This window comes from Veillonella montpellierensis DSM 17217 (assembly GCF_000426745.1).
In the GTDB taxonomy this organism is placed as follows: Bacteria; Bacillota; Negativicutes; order Veillonellales; family Veillonellaceae; genus Veillonella; species Veillonella montpellierensis.
The window spans coordinates 39,509-64,348 of record NZ_AUFY01000008.1; the positions used below are offsets into that span (position 1 = coordinate 39,509).

General features: G+C 39.6%; 16 protein-coding genes and 1 riboswitch. Of the genes, 8 read left to right on the top strand and 8 right to left on the bottom strand.

Going from position 1 to position 24,840, the window contains the following annotated elements:
* Positions 1-47 precede the first annotated feature (47 nt).
* Entirely contained in the window at positions 48-1,466 is a 1,419-nt protein-coding gene (gene pdxR / locus K357_RS0103920; RefSeq protein WP_028257544.1) for a MocR-like pyridoxine biosynthesis transcription factor PdxR, read from the bottom strand.
* Between the two features lie 107 nt (positions 1,467-1,573).
* Between pdxR and pdxS the strand changes: the two genes are divergently transcribed.
* On the top strand, positions 1,574-2,449 hold the full coding sequence (gene pdxS / locus K357_RS0103925; RefSeq protein WP_028257545.1) for a pyridoxal 5'-phosphate synthase lyase subunit PdxS: 876 nt from the start codon (positions 1,574-1,576) through the stop codon (positions 2,447-2,449).
* Position 2,450: 1 nt separating this feature from the next.
* Positions 2,451-3,014 carry a pyridoxal 5'-phosphate synthase glutaminase subunit PdxT gene (gene pdxT / locus K357_RS0103930; protein ID WP_028257546.1) on the top strand — a complete coding sequence of 188 codons (564 nt, stop codon included), beginning with the start codon at positions 2,451-2,453 and terminating at the stop codon, positions 3,012-3,014.
* Between the two features lie 637 nt (positions 3,015-3,651).
* On the opposite strand, the gene purB is transcribed toward pdxT, so the two are convergent.
* Both purB and K357_RS0103940 read right to left on the bottom strand, forming a co-directional pair.
* The gene (gene purB, locus K357_RS0103935) at positions 3,652-4,944 is read right to left on the bottom strand and encodes an adenylosuccinate lyase (protein WP_028257547.1); all 1,293 of its coding nucleotides are present in this window, start codon (positions 4,942-4,944) and stop codon (positions 3,652-3,654) included.
* A gap of 424 nt (positions 4,945-5,368) precedes the next feature.
* Positions 5,369-5,788 (bottom strand): YbaN family protein, encoded by a 420-nt coding sequence (locus K357_RS0103940; RefSeq protein WP_211218943.1) that lies wholly within the window; start codon positions 5,786-5,788, stop codon positions 5,369-5,371.
* A gap of 787 nt (positions 5,789-6,575) precedes the next feature.
* Positions 6,576-6,764: riboswitch (cobalamin riboswitch) on the top strand.
* A gap of 506 nt (positions 6,765-7,270) precedes the next feature.
* On the opposite strand from K357_RS0103940, the gene K357_RS0103945 reads away from it, so the two are divergent.
* The 4 genes from K357_RS0103945 (at position 7,271) to K357_RS0103960 (ending at position 13,431) form a co-directional block, all read left to right on the top strand.
* Positions 7,271-9,517: a methylmalonyl-CoA mutase family protein gene (locus K357_RS0103945; RefSeq protein ID WP_081658397.1), complete on the top strand. Its 2,247-nt coding sequence runs from the start codon at positions 7,271-7,273 to the stop codon at positions 9,515-9,517.
* Positions 9,518-9,519: 2 nt separating this feature from the next.
* The gene (gene scpA, locus K357_RS0103950) at positions 9,520-11,706 is read left to right on the top strand and encodes a methylmalonyl-CoA mutase (RefSeq protein WP_028257550.1); all 2,187 of its coding nucleotides are present in this window, start codon (positions 9,520-9,522) and stop codon (positions 11,704-11,706) included.
* Between the two features lie 21 nt (positions 11,707-11,727).
* Positions 11,728-12,912: a methylmalonyl Co-A mutase-associated GTPase MeaB gene (meaB, locus tag K357_RS0103955; RefSeq protein ID WP_028257551.1), complete on the top strand. Its 1,185-nt coding sequence runs from the start codon at positions 11,728-11,730 to the stop codon at positions 12,910-12,912.
* A 228-nt stretch (positions 12,913-13,140) separates the two neighbouring features.
* Positions 13,141-13,431, top strand: a complete 291-nt coding sequence (locus K357_RS0103960; protein WP_028257552.1) for a hypothetical protein — start codon at positions 13,141-13,143, stop codon at positions 13,429-13,431.
* A gap of 327 nt (positions 13,432-13,758) precedes the next feature.
* On the opposite strand, the gene K357_RS0103965 is transcribed toward K357_RS0103960, so the two are convergent.
* A complete protein-coding gene (locus K357_RS0103965) occupies positions 13,759-14,196 on the bottom strand; it encodes a Dps family protein (protein WP_028257553.1) in 438 nt (145 codons plus the stop codon).
* An 813-nt stretch (positions 14,197-15,009) separates the two neighbouring features.
* Here K357_RS0103965 and K357_RS0103970 point away from each other — a divergent pair.
* The gene (locus K357_RS0103970) at positions 15,010-15,873 is read left to right on the top strand and encodes an AraC family transcriptional regulator (protein WP_028257554.1); all 864 of its coding nucleotides are present in this window, start codon (positions 15,010-15,012) and stop codon (positions 15,871-15,873) included.
* A gap of 143 nt (positions 15,874-16,016) precedes the next feature.
* Here K357_RS0103970 and K357_RS0103975 read toward each other — a convergent pair whose 3' ends face one another.
* The 4 genes from K357_RS0103975 to cysK form a co-directional block, all read right to left on the bottom strand.
* Positions 16,017-17,291, bottom strand: a complete 1,275-nt coding sequence (locus tag K357_RS0103975; RefSeq protein WP_028257555.1) for a hypothetical protein — start codon at positions 17,289-17,291, stop codon at positions 16,017-16,019.
* A 574-nt stretch (positions 17,292-17,865) separates the two neighbouring features.
* Positions 17,866-19,203 carry an adenosylmethionine--8-amino-7-oxononanoate transaminase gene (bioA, locus tag K357_RS0103980; protein ID WP_028257556.1) on the bottom strand — a complete coding sequence of 446 codons (1,338 nt, stop codon included), beginning with the start codon at positions 19,201-19,203 and terminating at the stop codon, positions 17,866-17,868.
* 253 nt (positions 19,204-19,456) lie between these two features.
* Positions 19,457-20,137 (bottom strand): dethiobiotin synthase, encoded by a 681-nt coding sequence (gene bioD, locus K357_RS0103985; protein WP_028257557.1) that lies wholly within the window; start codon positions 20,135-20,137, stop codon positions 19,457-19,459.
* A gap of 932 nt (positions 20,138-21,069) precedes the next feature.
* Entirely contained in the window at positions 21,070-22,005 is a 936-nt protein-coding gene (gene cysK, locus K357_RS0103990) for a cysteine synthase A (protein WP_028257558.1), read from the bottom strand.
* Positions 22,006-23,318: 1,313 nt separating this feature from the next.
* Here cysK and K357_RS0103995 point away from each other — a divergent pair.
* Positions 23,319-24,584, top strand: a complete 1,266-nt coding sequence (locus tag K357_RS0103995) for an MFS transporter (protein ID WP_028257559.1) — start codon at positions 23,319-23,321, stop codon at positions 24,582-24,584.
* Positions 24,585-24,840 lie beyond the last annotated feature (256 nt).

The window sequence follows — 24,840 nt, forward strand, 5'->3', positions numbered from 1 at the left end:
TTAATACATTTACCCGTGTATTGTCCATGAGTAAAGTATCCGTTCCATCACTTACCCGCAATAATCGCATACATTTCTTCTAGTCCCCATTGTAAGGCGCCTATATCTATATTCGAATAATTAATAATAAATTGATGCGTACATATATCGCGGTGTGTATTCTTTTGATAGTACTCTGAAAGTGCTTTAATATGGATGCCTTTCTCATGACAACATGTAATAAACTCCGTATCACTCATCGTCGTATCAAGGGTTATCACATAGTGTAAGCCTGAGCTATTTTCTTGAATACTCAAGTACGGATATAGAGAGCTTGCTTTCATCGTGTGAATGACTTGTTGTCGCTGTTTACGGTAATAGGTGCGCATGCGATTAATATGGCGCTCAAAATATCCTTGTTCAATCAAGTCTGCCAACGTATATTGCTCAAAGTTCGACACCGTCGAACTACAATAGGTCATAGTTTCATGATAGATGTTCATGAGCGATGGTGGTAATACCATATAACTAATACGAATGGTAGAGGCCAAACTTTTAGAGAACGTATTCATATAAATAACCGATTGACTCGTATCAATGCTCGCCAAAGTAGGAATCAGCCTTCCTGTCAGTCTAAATTCACTATCGTAATCATCTTCAATTATATAGCGATCCGAGGAAGCTGCGGCCCACTGTAGTAATTCTTGGCGGCGCCCTATGGATGTCACCTTTCCTGTAGGAAAATGATGCGATGGGCTCAAATGCAAGACTTGTGGGGCCGCGTGGATAATGTCATCCATAACAACGCCCTCCTCATCTAACCGTGCATAGGTACACGTCCGTTGATGTTGTTTGTAAATATGGGAAAGTTTCGAATAACCAGGATTTTCCAAGCAGTATACATAGTCTTGCTGCAACAAATGAATGAGAATCGTATATAAATATTCTGTGCCCGCTCCTATAATGATTTGATCAGCCTCAACGGGCATATTTCTAAAAACTCGTAAATACCCTGCCACTGCCCGTCGCAGCGCATAGACCCCTGCTGGCGGTGATGTAGCCATCAACTCTTGTTGCCCATAACTCATGCGATGACGCATCAATTTTGACCACACGCTAAAGGGAAACGCCTGTTGTGGTGTGTCGTTGGCCGTCAAATCCAATCGATACGACGGTGGAGCGATAACCGCCGATGTATCCCTTTCATACACCACCTCTTTGATGGTTGGCGTATCGCCTTTAACGATTTGTTCCATCACATAGTAACCGCGCCTAGGCTTGGTGTAAATATAGCCTTCCGCCATTAATTGTTCATACGCCGTAGTAACCGTAATCACGCTAATTTGTAAATGGTTTGCCAAATGGCGTTTCGACGGCAACTTGTCATGTGCTTTCAAATGACCATTGACTATGTCCATTCGTATATACTCATATAACTGGGCGTATAAGGGAGATGTCACGTCTTCTCGCAATTCATAGGTAATCATATAACCTCACATCTGGTTCTATCAAAAAATATCAAAATGGTTATTTTAATAATATCACATAAGTGTATACTAGACACATCACTATTGATGAACACGTAGGAGGAATTATGAACAGAGAACAACATGCATTAAACAAAGAACTAGCACAAATGTTAAAAGGCGGCGTAATTATGGACGTTACCACACCAGAGCAAGCTAAGATTGCCGAAGAAGCCGGGGCCTGTGCCGTTATGGCGTTAGAGAGAATTCCAGCGGACATTCGTGCTGCTGGTGGCGTATCACGCATGAGTGATCCCGCTATGATTCAAGGGATTCAAGCCGCCGTATCCATTCCCGTCATGGCAAAATGTCGCATTGGTCATTTTGTGGAAGCCCAAGTATTAGAGGCCATTGATATTGATTATATCGATGAAAGTGAAGTACTATCTCCTGCAGATACCATACACCACATCAACAAACGCGACTTTCACGTACCCTTTGTATGTGGCGCTAAAGATCTAGGAGAAGCGTTACGACGTATTAACGAAGGGGCCGCTATGATTCGCACCAAAGGCGAACCAGGTACGGGCAACGTAGTACAGGCCGTAAGCCATATGCGCCTTGTGAAGAAACAAATCGCTCACATTAAAAGCTTGCGCACCGATGAATTGTATGACGTGGCCAAATCATTACAAGTTCCATATGAACTTGTCGCCACCGTTCACGCCACTGGCACATTGCCGGTAGTCAACTTTGCCGCAGGTGGCATTGCCACACCAGCTGATGCGGCACTTATGATGCAACTAGGTGCAGACGGTGTGTTTGTAGGGTCTGGCATATTTAAATCTGGCAATCCTGCCCAACGAGCTGCTGCCATCGTGCAAGCGGTCACCAATTATCAAGATGCAGCATTAATCGCACGCGTATCCAGTAATTTAGGAGAAGCCATGGTCGGTATCAACGAAGCAGAAATCGAATTACTCATGGCAGAGCGAGGTCAGTAAGATGAGTAAAAAAATTGCGGTTCTCGCTTTGCAAGGTGCTTTTATCGAACACGAACGCCTGTTAGCCACGCTCGGGGTAACTACGGTGGAACTTCGTCAGTCACAAGATGTACTCCAATCGTATGACGGCTTAATTTTACCCGGCGGTGAAAGTACGGTACAGGGCAAATTATTACGAGATATGCATATGTTAGAACCTTTGCGGGAACAAATTAACCAAGGGCTCCCTACATTTGGTACCTGTGCTGGCATGATTTTACTCAGTGAAAGTACAACCAATGATCGGCGCTCCCATTTACAAACTATGCCGATTACCGTGAAACGAAACGCCTATGGCAGACAATCTAGCAGCTTTATAACGACTGCTTCCGTCACTCATGTGGGAATGGTGCCTATGCATTTTATTCGGGCGCCTTACATTGAATCCGTCGGTAGCGATGTGGAAGTGCTCGCCACTGTGGATGATATGATTGTCGCCGCTCAATACAAAAAGCAACTAGCCGTTTCCTTTCATCCAGAAGTAACAGATCATACGGCCATGCACGAGTATTTCTTATCCTTATAAAAGGAGTCATGTACATTGAACATACAGTACATATGTGTCTATATACAAGAACGTGTACATCAAGGCACCAATCCAGTTCTCTAAGTATATGCCATAAACAAGAATCCATGCAGTAGTTAACATTGACTGTTAGAGTAAACCCTACTGTTACTTTTTCTAAGCTACCTATGCGGTAGTTAACGAGCAACGCGATCCTTGACGGAGTCGCCTATATTTCTAAGCTACCTATAGATATATCATAAGTACGTATCTATAGATATATATCATAAGCGAGTATTCATAGGGTATACCATAAACAACTATCTATGATATGTATCAAGCAAGTACCTATAGGATATACTATAAACAAATATCTATAGGTGTATCCCATAAAGAAGTGCCTATAGAGTACACCATAAACTAGAAAAACAGAGGAAAGTTGATGCTGAACTGCACTCCAAAAATTGTGTTCAATTTTTGGAGTGCAGTTCATACGTTTTGATCAACTTTCCTCTGTCTTATGTAAGACTATTTTGTGATAGTCGCTTATATACTATATTGTTACGAATAGATGTAGTCCATATGATGATAAAAATTTCTTCATTCCATCATCACTATCTACTTTGTAGTGTTCATCCGTTTCGTTTATGCTACATTCTTATAGACCAAATCGTGCCATAATCGTATCCACATGTTTTAATAGTGGTTTGTAATCGAAACAAGCGTCGATTTCTTCTGATGTTAAATACTTACCTATGTTAGTATCGGACTTTAACCCCTTAGCAAAGTCTTTGCCTTCTAACCACCGCTCCATAGCATATTTTTGTACCCAGCGATACGCTTGATCGCGAACGGCACCTTTTTCTACCAAGGAAGTGAGTACACGTTGAGAGAAAATAAGTCCCCCCGTACGTTGCATATTCGCCATCATAGTATCTGGATATACTAATAATTTATCGATTACTTTCGTCGCCAATGACAACATATAATCCAATGTAATCGTACTGTCTGGTAAAATAATGCGCTCTACAGAACTATGTGAAATATCTCGTTCATGCCATAATGCTACATCTTCTAACGCCGCTTGTGCATTGCCACGAAGGACACGAGCCAATCCACAAATGCGTTCGCATGTAATCGGATTGCGCTTGTGAGGCATCGCAGAGGATCCTTTCTGTTTTGGTGAGAAATATTCTTCTGCTTCCCGCACTTCCGTGCGTTGTAAATGACGAATTTCCAACGCGATTTTATCTAAGGTGCTACCGATAATCGCAATCGTTGATAGTAATTCTGCATGGCGATCGCGTTGTACCACTTGGGTCGCTACTTTCACAGGTGTAAGGCCTAGTTTATCGCACACATATTGTTCTACAAAGGGATCCACTACAGAATAAGTTCCGACAGCCCCCGATAATTTACCTACCGCTACGGTTTGTTTTGCACGTTCCAACCGTTCTATGTCGCGTTCAATTTCTGCCATCCATAGGCACAATTTCAAACCGAACGTAGTTGGTTCTCCATGAATACCGTGCGTACGTCCCACCATTGGCGTATACTTAAATTCTTTCGCTCTACGACGAAGCACATCATGGAATGTATGCAAGTCTTTCAATAAAATGTCACAAGATTTTTTCATCATAATGCCTAAGGCTGTATCTTTCACATCTGTAGAGGTTAACCCCATGTGAATATATTTAGCTTCATCCCCTACAAATTCACCCACTGCTGTAACGAACGAAATAATGTCATGATTGGTTTCCTTTTCAATTTCATGAATGCGTTCGACTTTAAAATCCGCTTTTTCACGAATCGCTTTCGCTGCTTCCTTAGGAATATTGCCCAATTCCGCTTGTGCTTCACACGCTAAAATTTCAACTTCCAACATCGATTCAAATTCATGACGTTCGTCCCAAATACGACCGATTTCTTCTCGTGTATATCGTTCAATCATTCATATCGCTCCTTCATTGATAGCAGGGAGGGCATCGCCGTTCCCCATTAGATTATCTACGTAATAATCATATCATATGCCCCTAACAGGGTCAACGAGCCAACTTATAAAATTAACACTATTTATAAATTTGACTAATTAATACATATGTATGACTTCTACCTAATTGATGTGCTAGAATGTATAGCTATACAAAAAGTGACAGTATACACTGATCACTGATAGGCCATGTACGGAATACGACTATATGATTATGGCATTGAACTTGAACAATGCATTCTGGTAAACCATGTACGTACTATGAATACCCTCTAACAAACACATCAGAACTAACTCTATCGGAGAAACCATGTACGTCATATGAGTATATCAATTCTCGTTTTGCACCATGCGCACTAGTTAACAAACTATGTACATCATATGACTACAAGGATTCTGGTTTGGTCTTGACAATCCACACCATCGCTATTACATGAAGAACCCATACAATTCCTAAGAGACTGCGCCCCACTATACTGTCACCCATACAATAGAATCCAATGCCCATAGTAATGGTAACCGTCGTAATAATAGAAATTTTTGATTTTCTTGTGAGCGCCCTCTCTCTTTCAAAGGGTGCCACATGTTTTGTATACATACTCGTCCCTATAAACCACTGATGTAATCGCGTTGAACCTTTGCCAAAGCAAAATAAAGTAGCCATATAAAACGGTACCGTCGGCAAAATAGGTAATACCAAACCAATCGTTCCTAATGCAAGACTTAAAAACCCTACACTTAACCAACCATACCGCATCCATCTAGAGCGTTTTGTTTCTCTATCCATTGTTGTCATCTGTTTCATATCAAGCCCTTTCTAACACACTTTCTACGTACAAATCCTACATACACGCTATATATTGCGATACATGTATACCACTACCATCAATCATAGCACATGTCGATTATCATATAGGTATCATTCGTTGTCTATCACCATTACATGCTATCGCACTGAGTAGCTCCCAAATGGTATCAGTGCATAACACGATACACTCATGACAGAATATCATAGATACGACCCTCGTATCTTAATTACCGCCAAACACGTAGACCTCAATGCATACCATGCTTATTTCTTAGATTCTATTCAAATTTCTTGAGTGACTAGCGCCCTAGGTCTACGCAATACGCTTACTTTTTCAATAACCACGACAAGTAGTATCCACATACCTATCCCTATAAAAGTCAGATATAGTAGAATAAGAGATTCTCTTACCCCATGGTTAACTAATAATGTTTATCAAATTATATTATAACGAAATTTATAAATACTTGTATATAACTATTTTTCATAATCAATATGGCGATGAATGATTAGAAATTACCCATATATAAGGTCCGCAAACCTATCTATATCTATCATCTTGGACTGTTACCGCCGATTCTAAAAAAAGATTTTTCAAAGCTATCTATCATATAGCACTTATAACAATTTGATATATGTGCAATATGAATAAAACGCAAGAAAGCTAGTGATTATGTGCTTTTAGCAATTGAAGTATCCATAAATTGACAATCATTTTTTTCAAGCCTATAATGAACTCAAACAACTGAATATCAAACCTTATAGGTGCTATACACATCATATGTCACATAGTTTCAAAGTAGAGTATCTACATTTATATGTATCATATGTAGCTTAATAGAGAAGTCGGTGTAACTCCGACACGGTCCCGCCGCTGTAATAATGAGCACACTTCACAATGTCACTGGGTAACTGGGAAGGCGAAGTCAGCGTTGAATTTAAGTCAGAAGAACTGCCTATAAGAAGCATTATCGTTTGAACTGCGAGAGACAGGTAGATATGTAACATGTATATACTAATTATGTGGTATTGTATAGTGCCTATACTATAGTTAAGAATATCTACCGTTTTTCATCTATTGAAAGACGGTTTTTCTTATAATACATACCATCATAGAATGTATCTATACACATTCTATCAATGCAAACAGAATGATTTCCTTATCAACATTGTTTCTCCTCATCTCCCATGATATAGATGGCAATATTATAGGATATCAAACGTTAACTCATCGATACTGTAATTGTGTGACGATATATGAAGAGATGCGCCCTTACTACGAAAAGCAATGACAGATTGGGGTTTTGTCTAATGTGTACGCCATCGTTTCTGCGATGGCTTTTTTTATTAGTATGAGGTCCATTAATACCTTGCATTAGGTAGACGGTCCGTGAACCAATCAAGCTGTATAAATCGACATACATCTTCATCCAATTTTGGTATATACTGCCCCAACTCAAACAGAAAGGATACAGTTATATGGAACAAGATACTAACCTCACTATGCAACATGGCGAAGACAATCATCATGATTCCGCCGACAATTCGACTTGTTGTGCCTCTATGCAACATGGTGAAGACAATCTACAAGAAGAACTTCCAGCAGTAAGCTTTGATGAATTTGATGTGCCTACTTTTGAAGCTTGGAAAGAAGATGTTATCGGTTTATTAAAAGGTAAATCTTTTGAACGTAGTATGTTCACCGACACCTATGAAGGAATTACATTAAATCCAATTTATCGTCTGGAAGATCAGGAAGGTCTTACCCACAATAAAACCTATCCTGGTTGTGAAAGTAATTTACGTGGTGCTAATCCAGCAGGTTATATTCATCAACCTTGGATAATTGCTCAACGTGTAGACGGGAAAACACCAAAAGAAGCGAATGAACAAATACTCTATGAATTAAAAAAAGGTTCTACTGCCGCTTCTGTCTACCTTGACACAGCAACTCGTAAAGGTCTTGACTTTGATCAAGCAAACAAAGAAGATGTAGCCGATTGTGGTGTATCCCTTAGCACCTTAGCCGATGTAGATACACTTTTACAAGATGTGGACTTAGCAGCTAATGAACTTGATATTCATTGTGGTGCTTCTAACATTGCCTTATTAGCTGCCATCGCTACCGTTTGTGAACGTCGATCCATCGATTTATCGTCACTAACAGGTGCTATCACTAGTGATCCTATGGGAGAACTAGCACGTTTGGGCTCACTAAAGCGCCCTCTCGATGAGTATTACGATGAAATGGCGCATGCCATTAGCTGGGCAGAAACCTATGCACCACAGTTACGTACTGTAATGATTGATACCGATGTATATCACAATGGTGGTGCCAACGATATTCAAGAAGTAGCCTATGCGATGAATACGGCACTTACCTATCTTCGTGCTATGGAAGTACGTGGCATTGATGTAAACACATTCTGTAAACATGTACGCGTACACTTTAGTGTAGGTGCTAACTTCTTCATGGAAATCGCTAAATTACGTAGCGTAAAAACTATGTGGGCACAGATTATTCGCCATTGCGGTGGTGACGAAACAGCACAAAAAATTAATCTATTTGTCAGCACTTCTACATTCTGTCAAACCAAATATGACCCATATGTAAACTTATTACGTGCAGCGACTCAATCATTCTCTGCCGTTATTGGCGGTATCGACGGTATGTTTGTAAAACCATTTGATCATTGCATTCGTCCAAGCGATGAATTTTCTCGTCGTATTGCTCGCAATATTCAAATTATGGAACAACATGAATTCAACTTTATTCAACCGATCGACCCATCTGGTGGTAGTTGGTATATTGAACCACTTTGTAAAGAATTTACGGAAAAAGCATGGGCTAAATTCCAAGAGATCGAAGGTCACGGTAGCATTCTAGCCGCATTAACATCTGGCAAAGTGCAAACAGCTATTGATGAAATTTTACAAAAACGTTTCAAAAACTTAGCGACTCGTAAAGATCGTGCCGTTGGTAACAACATGTATCCAAATATGACAGAAGAATTATTGGAAATTCCTGCTGTCGATTTTGATGGTATTTACAAAACTAAACAGGCCGACTTAGCCGTTAACAAAAAAGTACGCGATAATGCATTTACTGAATCACTACTTTCTGAAATTAGTAAACGTGATTTCAGTGAACCAGGCAGCTTGATGGATACAGCAGAAAAAGCCATCCGCAGCGGTGCTACATTAGGCGAAATTGATGCCGCCTTATCTGAAAGTGCCAAAGGGGAAAGCGTAGATCCTATTGCGCCTCATCGCTGGACTGAACAATTCGAACAATTACGTATGCGTACAGAATCGTATAAAGCTGAACATAATAGTAATGTCACTATTTTCTTAGCAAATATGGGACCAATTCCACAACATAAAGCACGTGCCGATTTTGTTACTTCCTTTATGCAAGTAGCTGCTTTTGATGTATTGACTAATAATGGATTCAAAACAATCGATGACGCTGTGGCAGCCGCTTTAGAATCAGGAGCCGATGCGACAATCGTATGCTCTACCGATGCGACTTATCCAGAGTTAGCACCAGCTATTACAAAAGCCATCAAAGCTAAAAAACCTGCTATGAAAGTATTCTTAGCCGGTGCTCCATCCGCAGAATTAAAAGAACTTTGTGATGCTGCTGGCATGGATGATTACATCAGTGTGAAATCAAATTGTTATGAAACATTGCGTCATATGCAACAAGAAAAGGGGATGTGCTAACTATGTCAAAAATTCCTGATTTTACAACCATTCCTTTTGCAGAAGCCAGCCAAGACCCAAAGGCATTCACTGCATGGGAAGAAAAATTAAAAGCCGAAACTGGCAAATCCTTTGATGATAGCTATTATCGAACTATGGAACAAATTGATGTAGCGCCATTATATGACCAATCCGCTTATAAGGATTGCAATCACTTGCACTACGTTGCTGGCATACCTCCATTCTTACGCGGACCATATTCCACCATGTATGTCACTCGTCCATGGACAGTTCGTCAATATGCTGGTTTCTCTACCGCCGAAGAATCTAACGCCTTCTATCGTCGTAACCTAGCAGCTGGTCAAAAAGGCTTATCCATCGCCTTTGACTTGGCTACACACCGTGGCTATGATTCAGACCATCCACGCGTTGTTGGTGACGTTGGTAAAGCGGGCGTTGCAGTTGACTCCATCCTTGATATGGAAATCTTATTCTCCGGTATTCCACTTGATCAAATGTCTGTATCCATGACAATGAATGGTGCCGTACTTCCTATCATGGCGTTCTACATTCTAGCCGGTGAAGAACAAGGCGTTGATAAAGCCGTTATGGCTGGTACAATCCAGAATGATATTCTAAAAGAATTCATGGTACGTAACACATACATTTATCCACCAGCTGCTTCCATGCGTATCATTGGTGATATCTTTGAATATACATCTAAGTATATGCCTAAATTTAACAGTATTTCTATTTCTGGCTATCATATGCAAGAAGCCGGTGCCACAGCGGATATTGAATTAGGTTATACATTGGCAGATGGACTTGAATACTTGCGTACTGGTACAGAACATGGCTTGACCATTGACCAATTCGCACCTCGATTGTCCTTCTTCTGGGCCATGGGTAAAAACTACTTCATGGAAATTGCCAAAATGCGTGCTGGTCGTATGTTGTGGGCTAAAATTGTTAATTCCTTCCATCCTAAGAAAACTAAATCAATGGCATTGCGTACACATTCGCAAACCTCTGGTTGGAGCTTAACAGAACAAGACCCATTCAATAATATTACTCGTACTTGTATCGAAGCTATGGCGGCCGCTCTTGGTCATACACAGTCATTGCACACCAATGCGCTAGACGAAGCGATTGCCTTGCCAACTGACTTCTCCGCACGTATTGCTCGTAATACACAATTATATATTCAAGATGAAACGAAAGTATGTAAGGTTATCGATCCTTGGGGCGGTTCCTACTATGTAGAATTCTTAACTAACCAATTGATTCGCAAGGCATGGGCACATATTCAAGAAGTCGAAGCCTTAGGTGGTATGTCAAAAGCCATCGATACAGGCTTGCCTAAGATGCGTATTGAAGAAGCTGCAGCTCGTCGACAAGCGCACATTGATTCGGGCTCTGAAAAAATTGTAGGCGTTAACTATTTACGTCTTGATAAAGAAGATCCTCTTGATATCTTGGAAGTTGATAATACTGCCGTACGTTTATCACAAATCGAACGATTGAAAAAATTGCGTGCTAACCGTGACAACGATAAAGTTCGTAGCTGCCTAGAAGCTATTACTAAATCTATGGAAACCGGAGAAGGAAACTTACTTGAATTAGCCGTAGAAGCAGCGCGTGCTCGTGCTTCTAAAGGTGAAATTTCCGATGCTGTAGAAAAAGTATGTGGTCGCCATAAAGCGATTATCCGCTCGATTTCTGGCGTATACTCTAGTGAATTTAGTGACGATGATGTCATTGCTGAAGTTCGTCAAATGACCGATGAATTTGAAAAGAAACAAGGTCGTCGTCCTCGTATCTTCATTGCTAAAATGGGTCAAGATGGTCATGACCGTGGCGCTAAAGTTATCTCCACTGCCTTTGCCGACATGGGTTATGACGTAGATATTGGACCTTTATTCCAAACACCAGCTGAAGCCGCTAAAGATGCGGTAGATAACGACGTTCATATCGTTGGTATGAGCTCCTTAGCCGCTGGTCACAAAACATTGATGCCTCAATTAATTGAAGAATTAGCCAAATTAGGCCGTGAAGATATTATGGTTGTTATTGGCGGTGTTATTCCAGCACAAGACTATGATTATTTATATGAACATGGTGCCGCTGCCATCTTTGGACCTGGTACCATCATTCCAGTATGTGCTAAAAAAGTACTTGAATTATTAAATGAACGATTAGAGGAGGAATAAACTCACGAGGGGGGCTAATCTATGACTGAAACGTATAAACCCGATTGGGTTCCTACAGAGGATGATAAACAATTTGCTTGCCGTGTTATGCGTGGTGTTGACGGTGGGCATGATGGCATGTCAGAACACACACAAGCAGCCAAGCCTGCGCACATGCCTAAAGTGATTAAACGTAAAAAGTTAACTGTCGATGATTATGTGCAAGGGGTTCTTGCTGGCGATCGCATGATACTATCTCGTGCTATCACATTAATTGAAAGCAATGCAGCTGCCCATTTTTCTATAGCCCAAGAAGTCATTCAACGACTATTACCGTACACTGGTAATTCCCGTCGTATCGGTATTACTGGTGTTCCTGGCGCTGGTAAATCAACTTTCATAGAAGCACTAGGCACCAAATTATGTCAAGATGGTCATAAAGTAGCCGTATTAGCCGTTGACCCATCGAGTACTGTGACTAGAGGGAGTATCCTTGGTGATAAGACTCGCATGGAACAATTATCTCGTGAACCGAATGCGTTCATTCGTCCATCTCCATCAGGTGGTACACTAGGTGGCTTAACTCGTAAAAGTCGCGAAACCCTTCTATTATGTGAGGCCGCAGGATACGATACCATTCTAGTGGAAACTGTCGGTGTAGGACAAAGTGAAACAACCGTACGGTCCATGGTGGATTTTTTCTTACTCGTCGTATTAACTGGTGCTGGTGATGAACTACAAGGGATGAAAAAAGGCGTTATGGAATTAGCCGACGCCATCGTTGTCAATAAAGCGGATGGCGATAATCTACCTCGTGCGAAAGTGACTCGCGCTGAATATGAACGAATTCTTTATTTCATTCGAAAAGCGACAGAACAATGGACAACCCATGCCTATACATGTTCTGCCTATACGGGTGCTGGTATCATGGAACTTTGGAACAACGTAATCGAAGTATTCATGAAGCAAGGCACTGAAAATGGTGTCTTAGCCGCGCGTCGTAAACAACAAACCCTTTCTTGGGTATATTCTATGGTCGAAGAACACCTCCACAATTTATTCTATCGATCACCGAATGTTATTGCTAGTAAGGATTCCATTGAAGAAGATATCATTTCTGGTACTATGACAGCCACCATGGCGGTCAATCGTTTTATCGAACTATTTGCACAAACTGATATATCTGAAAATAGTTATAAAGCATCATCTCCTTTTGAAATTAGATAGTCCTAGGGTAGGGATGTTGTTGATGATGAATTGATAACCATCATTACTATTTTTATGAATGCAAGTGCTAATTTTTCTATACAACAACCTTACAAATACTATATGCATCATAAAATTTCTTCCCTTCACAAGCCCTACCCTACGTACATCTATTTTCACCATACATATTTATATTTTATAAGTCTCCTCAACACTTATAAAAATGTACATACTAAGGAGAGATGAACTATGGCATCAGATTATCCAGCGCCTAAAGCCTATATTGAACTCATTGAAAAACGATACAATCTCAAAGTAATAGATAGCCATTACATACTAGTTGATACACAGTATGATCGCTACAATATGATGCTCGACGTGCAATTCAATGATAAAATGGCGCAGGCCTTTAAGACAAAATATGGACAAGTAAACTCAGCACATCATGTAGCTTGGGAACCATGTCCACATACAAATAGTATTCGATTTCACGCAGAAATTGGTAATAACATTTTACTTCTTTGGGATACTTTACTATAGATACGTGGTATACTACTCATAAGTATCTACCACTTATACCTAAAAAGCACAAGCTCCACTTGTATTATCAAGTGGAGCTTGTGCTTTTATATGTTCCTATGCCTGTAGTAAGCTAACTAGTAGATACTTTCCTTTCATAAAAACATCTACCTTCTACATTATATCCTATCGTATCAATGTTTCTACTTATATCATAGGTTTCACAAAAATCCAGCAAAAGCTCTTTATGAAAGTAATCGTTCCTCTACTACGTACTACATCATGCTACCTATACGATTTATATTGCTATATCAGTACATACGCATAGGCCTAAACGAATTAAATATCCTATTTATTTAATGTAGCTCGTATAAACCATAATTGTTTTTCATAATAAGCAATATGATCTTCCATCATATTAGCTAGCGCAAAATTATCATCTTTATCAGCGGCTTCACGAATTTGTTTTGCCAAATTACTCATAAGCTTCATATCGCTTTCCAAAATAGTGATAGCTTCTTCAATAGAGAAATCTTTCCCATCAATTTCTTTAATCGATGCTAATTGTAAATAGTCCGCTGCTTTCACAACAGGATTAACCCCTTGAATTTTCAATAATTCTGCTACTGCATCATAGTATTCAAAGGCTTCATCGTATACGCTTTCCAAAAATTCATGTACACTTTTAAAGGCTATGCCTTTTACATTCCAGTGTAAATTATGCAATTTAAAATTCCAAATACCTAAATTCGCTACATATTCATTGACTTGTTGTTGATAGTTCATAATAATCTCCTTATATACAATATACAGAACGCATTCCCTAAGAACTACGTAAGCAATACTGTCATTATTCCATCATACGAGTTCTACCGTGCGACCCATACGTCATACCCTCGCCTCTGAAAGTACACTCCATCAGCCTATATCGGTGCCTACTACCATCGTTCACATGCTTCTAGGACTACGGGCAAAAATCTTGTACATGAACCATCCTCGCCTACTAAACAGAAAATCGTGAAGGGCGCTCCCTCCAGTCTCTGTTGCTCTATACGAAATATATCCGCATCTTTGTAGGTTGTAAGAAATATACCTTATTCCTATCTTTAGTGGCAAAACGAGGTATTCCCAACCTTATCCGCTAACATAATAGATTTTGTAAGGTGTTCCTCAATGATCTACCGTTCTTATCGCATGCGACATATGTTCGCATCCTAATAGGTTTATAAGAAATATACCTTATCACGCTTACATCACAAGGAGTATGTCATATCACAGTCATTACTGCGGTCTTATAGAGAATGCCTACACAAAAAGAAAATCAATATCATTCTCTTTTTGTGTTGCTAATGATATAATACTACTAACATACTCAAAAAAAATAGCAAAATAATAGAGATTACTAATATAATCATAGCAATCCCTTAATGAATAAACAAACATATCTACAATTTATAACTAATAATATTCTCACGTGTAAAGAATAGCCTTATCGAAAATCCTAGTCCCATACATACTGTATGTTATATATCTATGAGTACAACTGTTTATGCCCATATTACGCTATGCTTCCTATTCACCACACAAAAGGAGTTTTCCATGTATGACCTCAATGCGATCAATACCAGCACATTACCGATTGTAGCCTTAACAGAAGAGTTACAGGAACATGTCATTTGTAAAACAGTAAATCACTTTCATACAGACATAGAAATCATTCATATTCTAACCGGTTCTATGACTTACTACATCAATGGAGAAGCAATTCACGTAAAAAGCGATGATATATTGTTCATCAATAGTTCTCAATTACACAATGCTATGTTAACAACAAGTCCCTATTGCCAGTTTAATTTTGTGTTAATCAGTCCTAGTATCATCACGGACAATACATGGCTTTCTAAAAAATACATGGAACCCTTCTTAAATACCTCGCAGTATCACTATCAACATGTATCTGCTAGCGACTTATACCATCAGGAATTACACTATGCCATCGATACTATGGTGGCATGCAAACAGTCAGCTGCTCCTGGCAGTGATTTGGATCTGTTAGGGCAAGCATATATGCTCATGAAATATATATACTTACTATATGAAAAGCATCTTCCATCCACCTCTACCATGGACAAAGATTTACCCTTGCAAAATCTAATGTTGCAGTATATTTATCAACAGTATAGGCAAAAACTGACCTTACATGACATAGCAGCTGCCGGCAATATCAGCCCTAGTTCCTGTTGTAAAATTTTCAAAAAATATATCCACCAATCTCCTATGGTCTATGTCAACCAATATCGTCTACAAATGGCATGCCACTTATTAATCACGACAGATTATCCCATTACCGATATTGCTTATCAATGTGGATTTAATCAACCTAGTTACTTTAATAAATTATTTTTTAAAACCTACCATTGCACACCTACACACTATCGTCAACGTGCTAACTATGTATATTAGGGCTTATCGATTTGTATTCTTTGTAACTCTATTGGTTCGTAGGTTCCTCTTCTACTGACCATGAATACTACTACTTCTGAATTGGGTAATTGTGTATGTATGAGTGTGTATCCAGTCATTCTATACGCACTCATACATCACGATTAGTCTTGCCGTAACGGTTCTATCGAGGCATAGACATGATTATTTCGGTGTTGTCCACTCGTATACAATATACTTTGAATAATATCGGTCATCATTTGTTTCGACATATGCTTAGGTAGTGTATCGTACACAAAGGTAATCCCTACCATACGATTCGTATGTTCCGGATATATCCAGTAGTACATATAGTGCTTACCATATTGTGTACCAGCAAAGAATACACCCATCGCCTCATTGGCTAATACTAATGAGGCAGAATCAATGCTAGCGCCATTATACACAAGTGAATTAACGCCGCGCATTAATTCACGATACGGTGTGCTCGCCGTATGTGGATCTTCTATCACGGTTGATGGAGCCACATCAATAATTTGAAATTGGTTACGTTCACGATCCATATAGGTATGAACCGTTACCTCTTGATTGTTGACTACATCAGTTTGTGTGTCTACATAGTCTAAATAGGCAGGAATCTTAGCCGTAATAGTCGCATCAACAAGAGAGGTATAATTATGTACCAACTTACTATCAATCGTGGCACGGCGCATAGACGGTATTACAAAGTTTGCAAAATCATAATTAGCTACTATGGCGTTAGGATCATGAACGTTATAATTCACACTATTAGATACATTGTAAAAAGTATGTGCATCTTGGGGAAAGTAAAAATTAGCGGTATACGTGGACAGAGCGTCGGGAATCGCTTCATTTATATTCGGATACGACCCATAATCCCACGTCGGGTATGCTGCGTTCGACTTGGTCAATAAACCGCCACCACCATATACAGCACCTGCATAATGAGAAATTGCCTCTTTCGCAATGTTCTGCGCCATAGTTTCCGTAATATGTCCATACGGTTGATTCATATAGGCATTATGTGCCTTATAGGTGTCCATGTTCGTAGCCCCTACATAATAGGAGCCTACTTCCGTTTTAACAAATACGCCCTCTTCCCTAGGATCTACTGCATGTAAGGCTATGAAATTAGCTATCCTAGGTATATTCACACGATAATTGGCTCTCCCATTATCTTGCACGATAACGGTAGAGCCATATTTCATTAAATCTGTTACTACTTGTTTATCTACGGTAGCAACGCCATCGGCAATGGGATGAACTTGTTCCCTCCAGGCCTGTTCCGACATAGACATATCACGACCTGGCATATCCGCTTGTACGGTTATCGCCGCACTTCCTAGAGTACTTATCATGCACCCTATAGCGATTCCTTTTATTATAGGTACTATATACTGACCTTTTACCTGTATCAACGATATTCCTCATACTTTCTTATATTATCACGATTACTATGATTTATTATACCCCATTTCACCAACAATAGGGAATAGCTCGCGCCATTCCCTAGTAGCAAGATCTATACAATTTTTTGTGTCACATATACACTATGTCGCCTACTAAATTGCGTATCACCAGTGATACTACTTCTATACACTGCCTATAGCTCCATCTACGCACATAGCCATGTATCATAGCCTATATAGTGCTATCACTTTTATAAAACGACTCTTTACGCTATAGATCCATAGGCAATCATCATCTATGGTAGTGCAATCATCCTACCATAGATTTCCTTTTATAAGTAGCATAAGACGTTCATCACCTAGGCGTTATTAAATTTCTTATACCTAGTGTTGTGTAAATAGTATCGCCTATATAACCCTGCCATGGCGTTCATAAAAGAGTCAATATCCTATCGGCTAGGCAATCATCTATCGATGAGTACAATAATCCTACCATACATCGATACTTTTATGATTAATGTAAGACATTCACCATATAGGCGTTATTAAATTTCTTATATCCAGTGTTCTATAAATAGTATCTCTATATAACCGCTGCCATGGCTTTCACGCAACGATCAATCGCCGTATCGATAGTTTGTTTATCGATGGTTAAGGCTGGATTAAAGTAGAGTACGTCCCCTAGAGGGCGTAACAAAAGGCCATCGGCCAAAGCTTGTTTATAAATGGCATAGCCTAACCGCTGTTGACTTGGGTATGGTCGTTTGCTCGGTCTGTCTTCTACTAATTCAATGGCATTGATAAGTCCGATATGGCGAATTTCTCCTACATGAGGATGCTTACCCAAAGCGTCTTCTAATGCTCCATGCAAATACACTGCCATGTCATTCGCTTTTTCTAATATATGATCCTCTCGCATAATCTGTTGGACTGCCAAGGCCGCACTACATGCCACCGGATTACCTGCATAGGTATGACTATGTAAAAAGGCTTTTCCTTTGCTATAGTCATCGTAAAAGGCATCGTAAATTTGTTGTGTTGTAACGGTAACCGACATTGGCATATAACCGCCGGTAATGCCTTTCGACAAGGTCATGATGTCGGGACTCACCTTAGTATAGTTGAACGCAAACATTTTGCCTGTCCGACCAAATCCAGTAGCAATTTCATCGGCGATCAACAAGACCCCATAGGCATCACACAAGGCGCGAATTTTTTCTAAGTACAACGGCGGATAGATGCGCATCCCTGCACAACCTTGTACTAATGGCTCTAAAATGAACGCGGCTGTTTCATGGCCATGCGCGGCAAACATCTTTTCTGCCGCTTCAATGCATTCACATTGGCAACTAGTTCGCGTCTTTCCATACGGGCAACGATAACAATCGGGTGCTTCTACATGAAATGAGTCCATCATCATAGGCTTGTATATTTTAGAAAAGGCATCCATGCTCCCTACGGATAAGGCTCCGATGGTTTCTCCATGATACCCTTCTGTAAGGCACATGAATTTTTGTCGTTCTGGATGCCCCGTCTGATAATGATACTGAAAGGCCATTTTCAACGCTACTTCTACTGCGCCTGACCCATTATCGTTAAAATGAAATTTACAAAGCCCTGGGGGCAATACTTTCATAAGTTCTTGGCAAAGTGTAATTGCCGGTCTATGGCTCAAATTAGCAAAAATGACATGCTCCAATGTATCTAATTGAGTTTTGATAGCATCATTAATACGTTTATTCGTATGGCCCAATAAATTTGCCCACCAGGAGCTAATAATATCAATATATTCTTTCCCCGTATTATCGTACAAATAGGACCCATGCCCCCTTTCAATAATAATCGGTTTTAATTCTTCGTAATCTTTCATTTGTGAACAAGGATGCCACACATATCGTAAATCTTCTGCTACCCAATCCATTACTATACCACCTCATCAAACGCACCTAGCGTATATATATATACTATACACTACTACTTTATCACTCATACACTCGCTGATTATCCCCTGTGTAACCTATATCTAACTTACTACGAATACTAGCACATAGTCCTAGAGTAAAGCTATCGCCAGCCTCTGTATATCAAGTTACAAGTATCTACGCCTATACTATGTACGACTTGTATACCACGGCAAGCTATTCTCCTATGTCACCGTACCGCTACAAGATACATCATTTCGATACATCATCAAATAAGTTTGCCAATAGGGAAGGATCTATGTCTAGCTCTGTATCGCCTGCTTTTACCAATCCTAGGACGGATACACCCGTCAATTGTTCTATCATATATATATTATCTTCTTCCATAACGCCACCTGCATAATGGTTTAAAATAATCCCTTTCACTGGAATATGACGAGAACGCATATATTCAACAGTGAGCACTACTGAGTTAATCGTACCTAGTCCCGCATCAGCCACGATAAGTGCTGGCAACTGGCACCAATGTATGATGTCCTCTAATAAATACACGTGATCTGCATCATATCGAATAGGGCAAACAATGCCACCACTGCCTTCCATCACTACATAATCATGCGTACTAGCCACCTTATGAAAGCCATCTATCACTACCTCTTTTTCTACAGGATTGCCTTCTAATTTAGACGCCAAATGTGGTGATACCGCATGTTCATACAAATAGGATAACAATGTTTCTTTCTCTTGTTCTAAGTTTCCTATACGATTAACAAAACCTGCATCACTGTCCTCAATCGTATCAGCTCCACTCAAAGCGGCTTTATAATATCCAAGTTTATAGCCTGCTTCTTTCATCTTTTTGGCTAATAAAGCGGTTACATAGGTCTTACCTACATCCGTTCCCGTTCCTGTAACAAATAGTCCTCGACTCATGATATTAGCTCCTTTATTAATAATATACTACCTATCTTTTATGCTATTATCATTTAATCACACATAATTTACATTGTCAACTTGAACAAATTATTGTCAGTTTACATTGTTCTTATCGTGCAAGTAGTATCTTGTGCCTAGAAAAGAAGCATAAAGACTACTCTACACATATGATCCGTCTATCCTTACTGTGTCCTCAATTTCTTGCTACATGAAAATCTTCTATGCCTCTAACACACTAACATATGGTAGAACAGAATCATTCTATAACTATACATGCTCTATATATGCTATATATAGGCTCATACCATAGTATTCGATTACTATAGTATCTTCGTCTATTTTTATAGGCTCAAAGCCTTATCCATAGACTATACATTCCTCATAGCTACTACTATACAGATACATACTCATAGCTACTATCTCCCATACAAATACATACTCATAATTACTACTTCATACAGACAGTATTTACGCACAAAAAACCGATGCCCTAGTCTTTACTAGTGCATCGGCATCATATCGGCTTATGGCCACGGTATTCAATTGGTGTAGTATCTTTCTCTATTTTCATAGGCTCAGACACTATCATCTAGGGCTACCTATAAACACATTCTATATTCTAACATCAACCTATGTACATAAGCTATATTCTAACATATATATTCTAGTCTAACATGACTCTATTAATATGAGCTATATTCTAATACATATAAATACCCTAACCTAATAATGGATAGGGTATAGTCTAGAAAAAATATAGAGATAATAGTAACGATGAATCTACAATTCCTATACATTTCTGCAAGTTAGAAAATAACACTATCATTGAATAATCGGTTGCTAACGAAATAGAGTAAATCATCTTTTATAAGTTAGACACAAATTTGTCGACACACATCGATGGCTAACGAAATAGAATATATCATCTTTTATAGGTCAGAAAATAAATCTGTCGACAAATACCGTTCTCCCGTATCTGGCAAGATAATCGCAATCGTTTTACCTTTATTTTCCTTTCGTTTTGCCACTTCTACGGCTGCCCACAAAGCGGCACCTGAAGAAATACCTACCAATACGCCTTCCATACGGCCTAATTGTCGAGCACTGGCCAAAGCATCTTCCGTCGACACGGCAATCACTTCATCATATATGGATGTATCCAATATGTCTGGCACAAATCCGGCGCCAATGCCTTGAATGCCATGCGGACCTGCTTGCCCTTTGGAAAGAACTGGTGAGTCCACTGGTTCAACTGCCACAACCTCTACATGAGGATTTTTTTCTTTCAAATAGGAACCCACGCCTGTTATGGTGCCACCTGTTCCTACACCAGCCACCACTATATCTACCGTGCCATCCGTATCATCCCAAATTTCAGGGCCTGTCGTCTTATAATGAATCGCAGGATTAGCAAGGTTGTAAAATTGCCCCGCTTCGATAGCACCGGCGGTAGCCGTCACAATTTCTTTCGCCTTGGCAATCGCTCCCTTCATACCTAGCCGACCCTCAGTCAGCACCAATTTAGCCCCATAGGCGCCCATAAGTTTGCGTCGTTCAATACTCATAGTTTCTGGCATAACGATAACAACTTGATAGCCTAACGCAGCACCTATCGCAGCCAATCCAATTCCCGTATTGCCACTGGTAGCCTCTACAATCGTACCGCCTGGTTGTAATTTTCCTGATTCTACAGCCTCTTTAATAATAGCGGCTGCCACTCTATCTTTTACACTACCACCAGGATTAGTAGCTTCTAATTTTCCTAATAATATGGCTTGTACACCATTTGCTTTTTCAAATTGCCCCATCCGCAATAATGGCGTATGCCCAATCAATTCTGTCACTGACGTTGCTATATGTCCCATACCAACACATCCTTCCTATTCTATATCCATATAATCGATACTAGTATCATCTCATACAATTCTCTTGGCAAAGAATACCATCACTCTACATGGTAACCATCATACATATATTGTGCTACCAGTAACTGTCATGCATATACATAACTATCTATATAGGATGGCACATGCTAACATACTAGCACCGCCAAGAGATACGATACAACGAATCTACAGTAATATACCCGTCCATAGCAACCGCCCTTACTATGATTCATCTATCTGTCAAAATCAAAATGAACTATGCACCACGGACTATATTAATCATAACATGACATTACCTATAAACAAATACTTACTATAAAAAGAACAGTTCTAATTAGAAAAATTATGAAACGCTATCCCCCTTACCGATGAAGTAAGGTATATATGTGAGAAATCGATTACTACACATACGCTAAGAACCTAGTTTACGCCTTACCTATCGCCATAGTTACTTTATAAACATCTACGCCTACTAGATCTATCACGTTAGGTTACACAGTATACACGCAAAGTAAAAGCCGCCAAAAAAGCACCCATAAGACTCATTGAATTGGGGACTTTGAAAAAATGATTCAGAGAGTCTTTAGGTGAAAAAACTCCCTGCCAACTATTTATACCAAGGAGTTGTTTTAGCACATCGACGGTATGCAAGTAGATATAATAACATAGTGCAAAAAGTAGGGGGTATACAGCACCTAACGAATATATAGCAGAGTACTTTTTACGTACATCATCAGGAGTCTGTGTCACAAATGTTTGCCTACTACAAATTTGGATATATAGGAACTTTATAGAGAAAATTGACATATAAAAATCGGCACAAAGGGTAATCCCTTCACGCCGATTAAATTTTAAAAAAATAAATCCCTAATTAAGAGCTCCTTACTATCAACTTTTTTACTAAGTTTATTCTTTTTTATTGTTTTACATGCTACATTTATTAATTTATAATAAAAAATACGATTATTTTTATATCACACTATTTTACTAGCATAAAAATGTATAGTCTATGACGAACATATTACTAGATCTTCACCTCTGAGTACATAGAATGTATCATTGCTTTACACGCTCAAGGATGTAAGTGCTTTACAGAGTATAACCGTATCCTAAACTAATATACATCTATGTATGGGGTACAACAATATATCCTTGCCGTCTATGTTAGTACACATCCAACGATCCTAGGAAGGAACTTATACATTTCTTTCTATAACTGTATACTATGAATGTCATACGCTGCACACTGTATATGGTAACCATGAATATGATTCACACGAGGAGGGCATACAATGACGACTACAAAGGAATCCTTATGGACTCGTTCCTTTATACTAGACACGATTATTAATTTATTCGTGTTTCTAATTTTCTATATGCTGATGGTCATCATCGCCATTATTGCTAAAGATGATTTTCACGCGAGTCCTAGCCAAGCAGGACTCGCAGTCGGCATGTTTATCATCGGCACTGTAGTATCTCGCATCATGACAGGCCGTTTCATCGGCACCATCGGTTGTAAAAATATCCTGTACGGGGGACTAGGACTATATCTAGTTTCTACCATACTATACCTATATGCCCCTAATCTACTCATCCTAGATATGGTGCGTTTTCTAAACGGTTTCGCCTATGGTGTAACCTCTACGGCAACTAGTACCATCATCAGTACCATCGTACCTAAATCACGACGCGGTGAAGGTATTAGCTACTATGGACTTAGTACGAGTTTAGCCGCCGCTATTGGTCCTTTCCTAGGCATTTTCTTATTTCATACCCTAGGTTTCAACGTCATCATTTACCTTGCTGTAGCCTTAGTCATACCATGTCTAATAGCGGCATGTCTACTTTCCTACGAGGAAACACCACGGACTACCACTTTAGGGACTAGCAAAAAATTTCAACTTTCAGATTACGTGGAACCACGGATTAATGCAATTACATTAATTTCTACCCTTGTCGGATTAGCCTACTCTAGTATTATCGGATTTATAGCATCCTATACTAGGGAAATTAATATGATTGAAGCAGGTACCTTATTTTTTATCGTCTACGCCGTTACCACCGCCATTACACGACCTGTTCTGGGCAAATTGTTCGATAAAAAAGGAGAAAATTTCATCCTCTATCCTTCCTTTATTCTATTCGCCATCGGTCTTGTTCTCCTGGCGTATGCCAGTTCCAGCTGGATGATTCTAGCCTCTGCTGTATTGGTCGGTTTAGGTTACGGTAGCTATATGTCGAATGGACAAGCGATTGTGGTTAAAATCGTACCCTATCATCGTATTGGTATGGCCACCTCTACCTACTTTATCGCTCTAGATGTGGGTGTCGGTATTGGTCCCTACCTACTAGGCGGTGTGAAAGAAATCGTCGGTTTTACCTACATGTTTCTAGTAACGGCCGCTATTGCCATGCTAGCGTTTCTCGCGTATCACTTTCTCTATGGTCGCTTAATTGGCACGCCTAACGATCCCGCCCTATTCGCGCAAAAAGAGGAAATCCAATACCGCAATGCGCAAGGGCATATGGAACTAGAACATACTACATTAGACTAATCCGATCAATATATCACGCCAACGACCCTTTGTCTATTCTAGCCGCGTAACAACTTCATACAAACAATTCCCTTAAAATTAAGACCACCTACTTTATATCATCACCGATGATGCTAGTAGTTGGTCTAATCTTTTTATACACATCATAAGGGCCAATAAGAATCCCTATGATTACATGTCATTTAGTAGTTACCTAATACGTTCATATTCCTAATGAATCTGTCCTATACAATTACCGTTTGTAGCACCGTCCCAT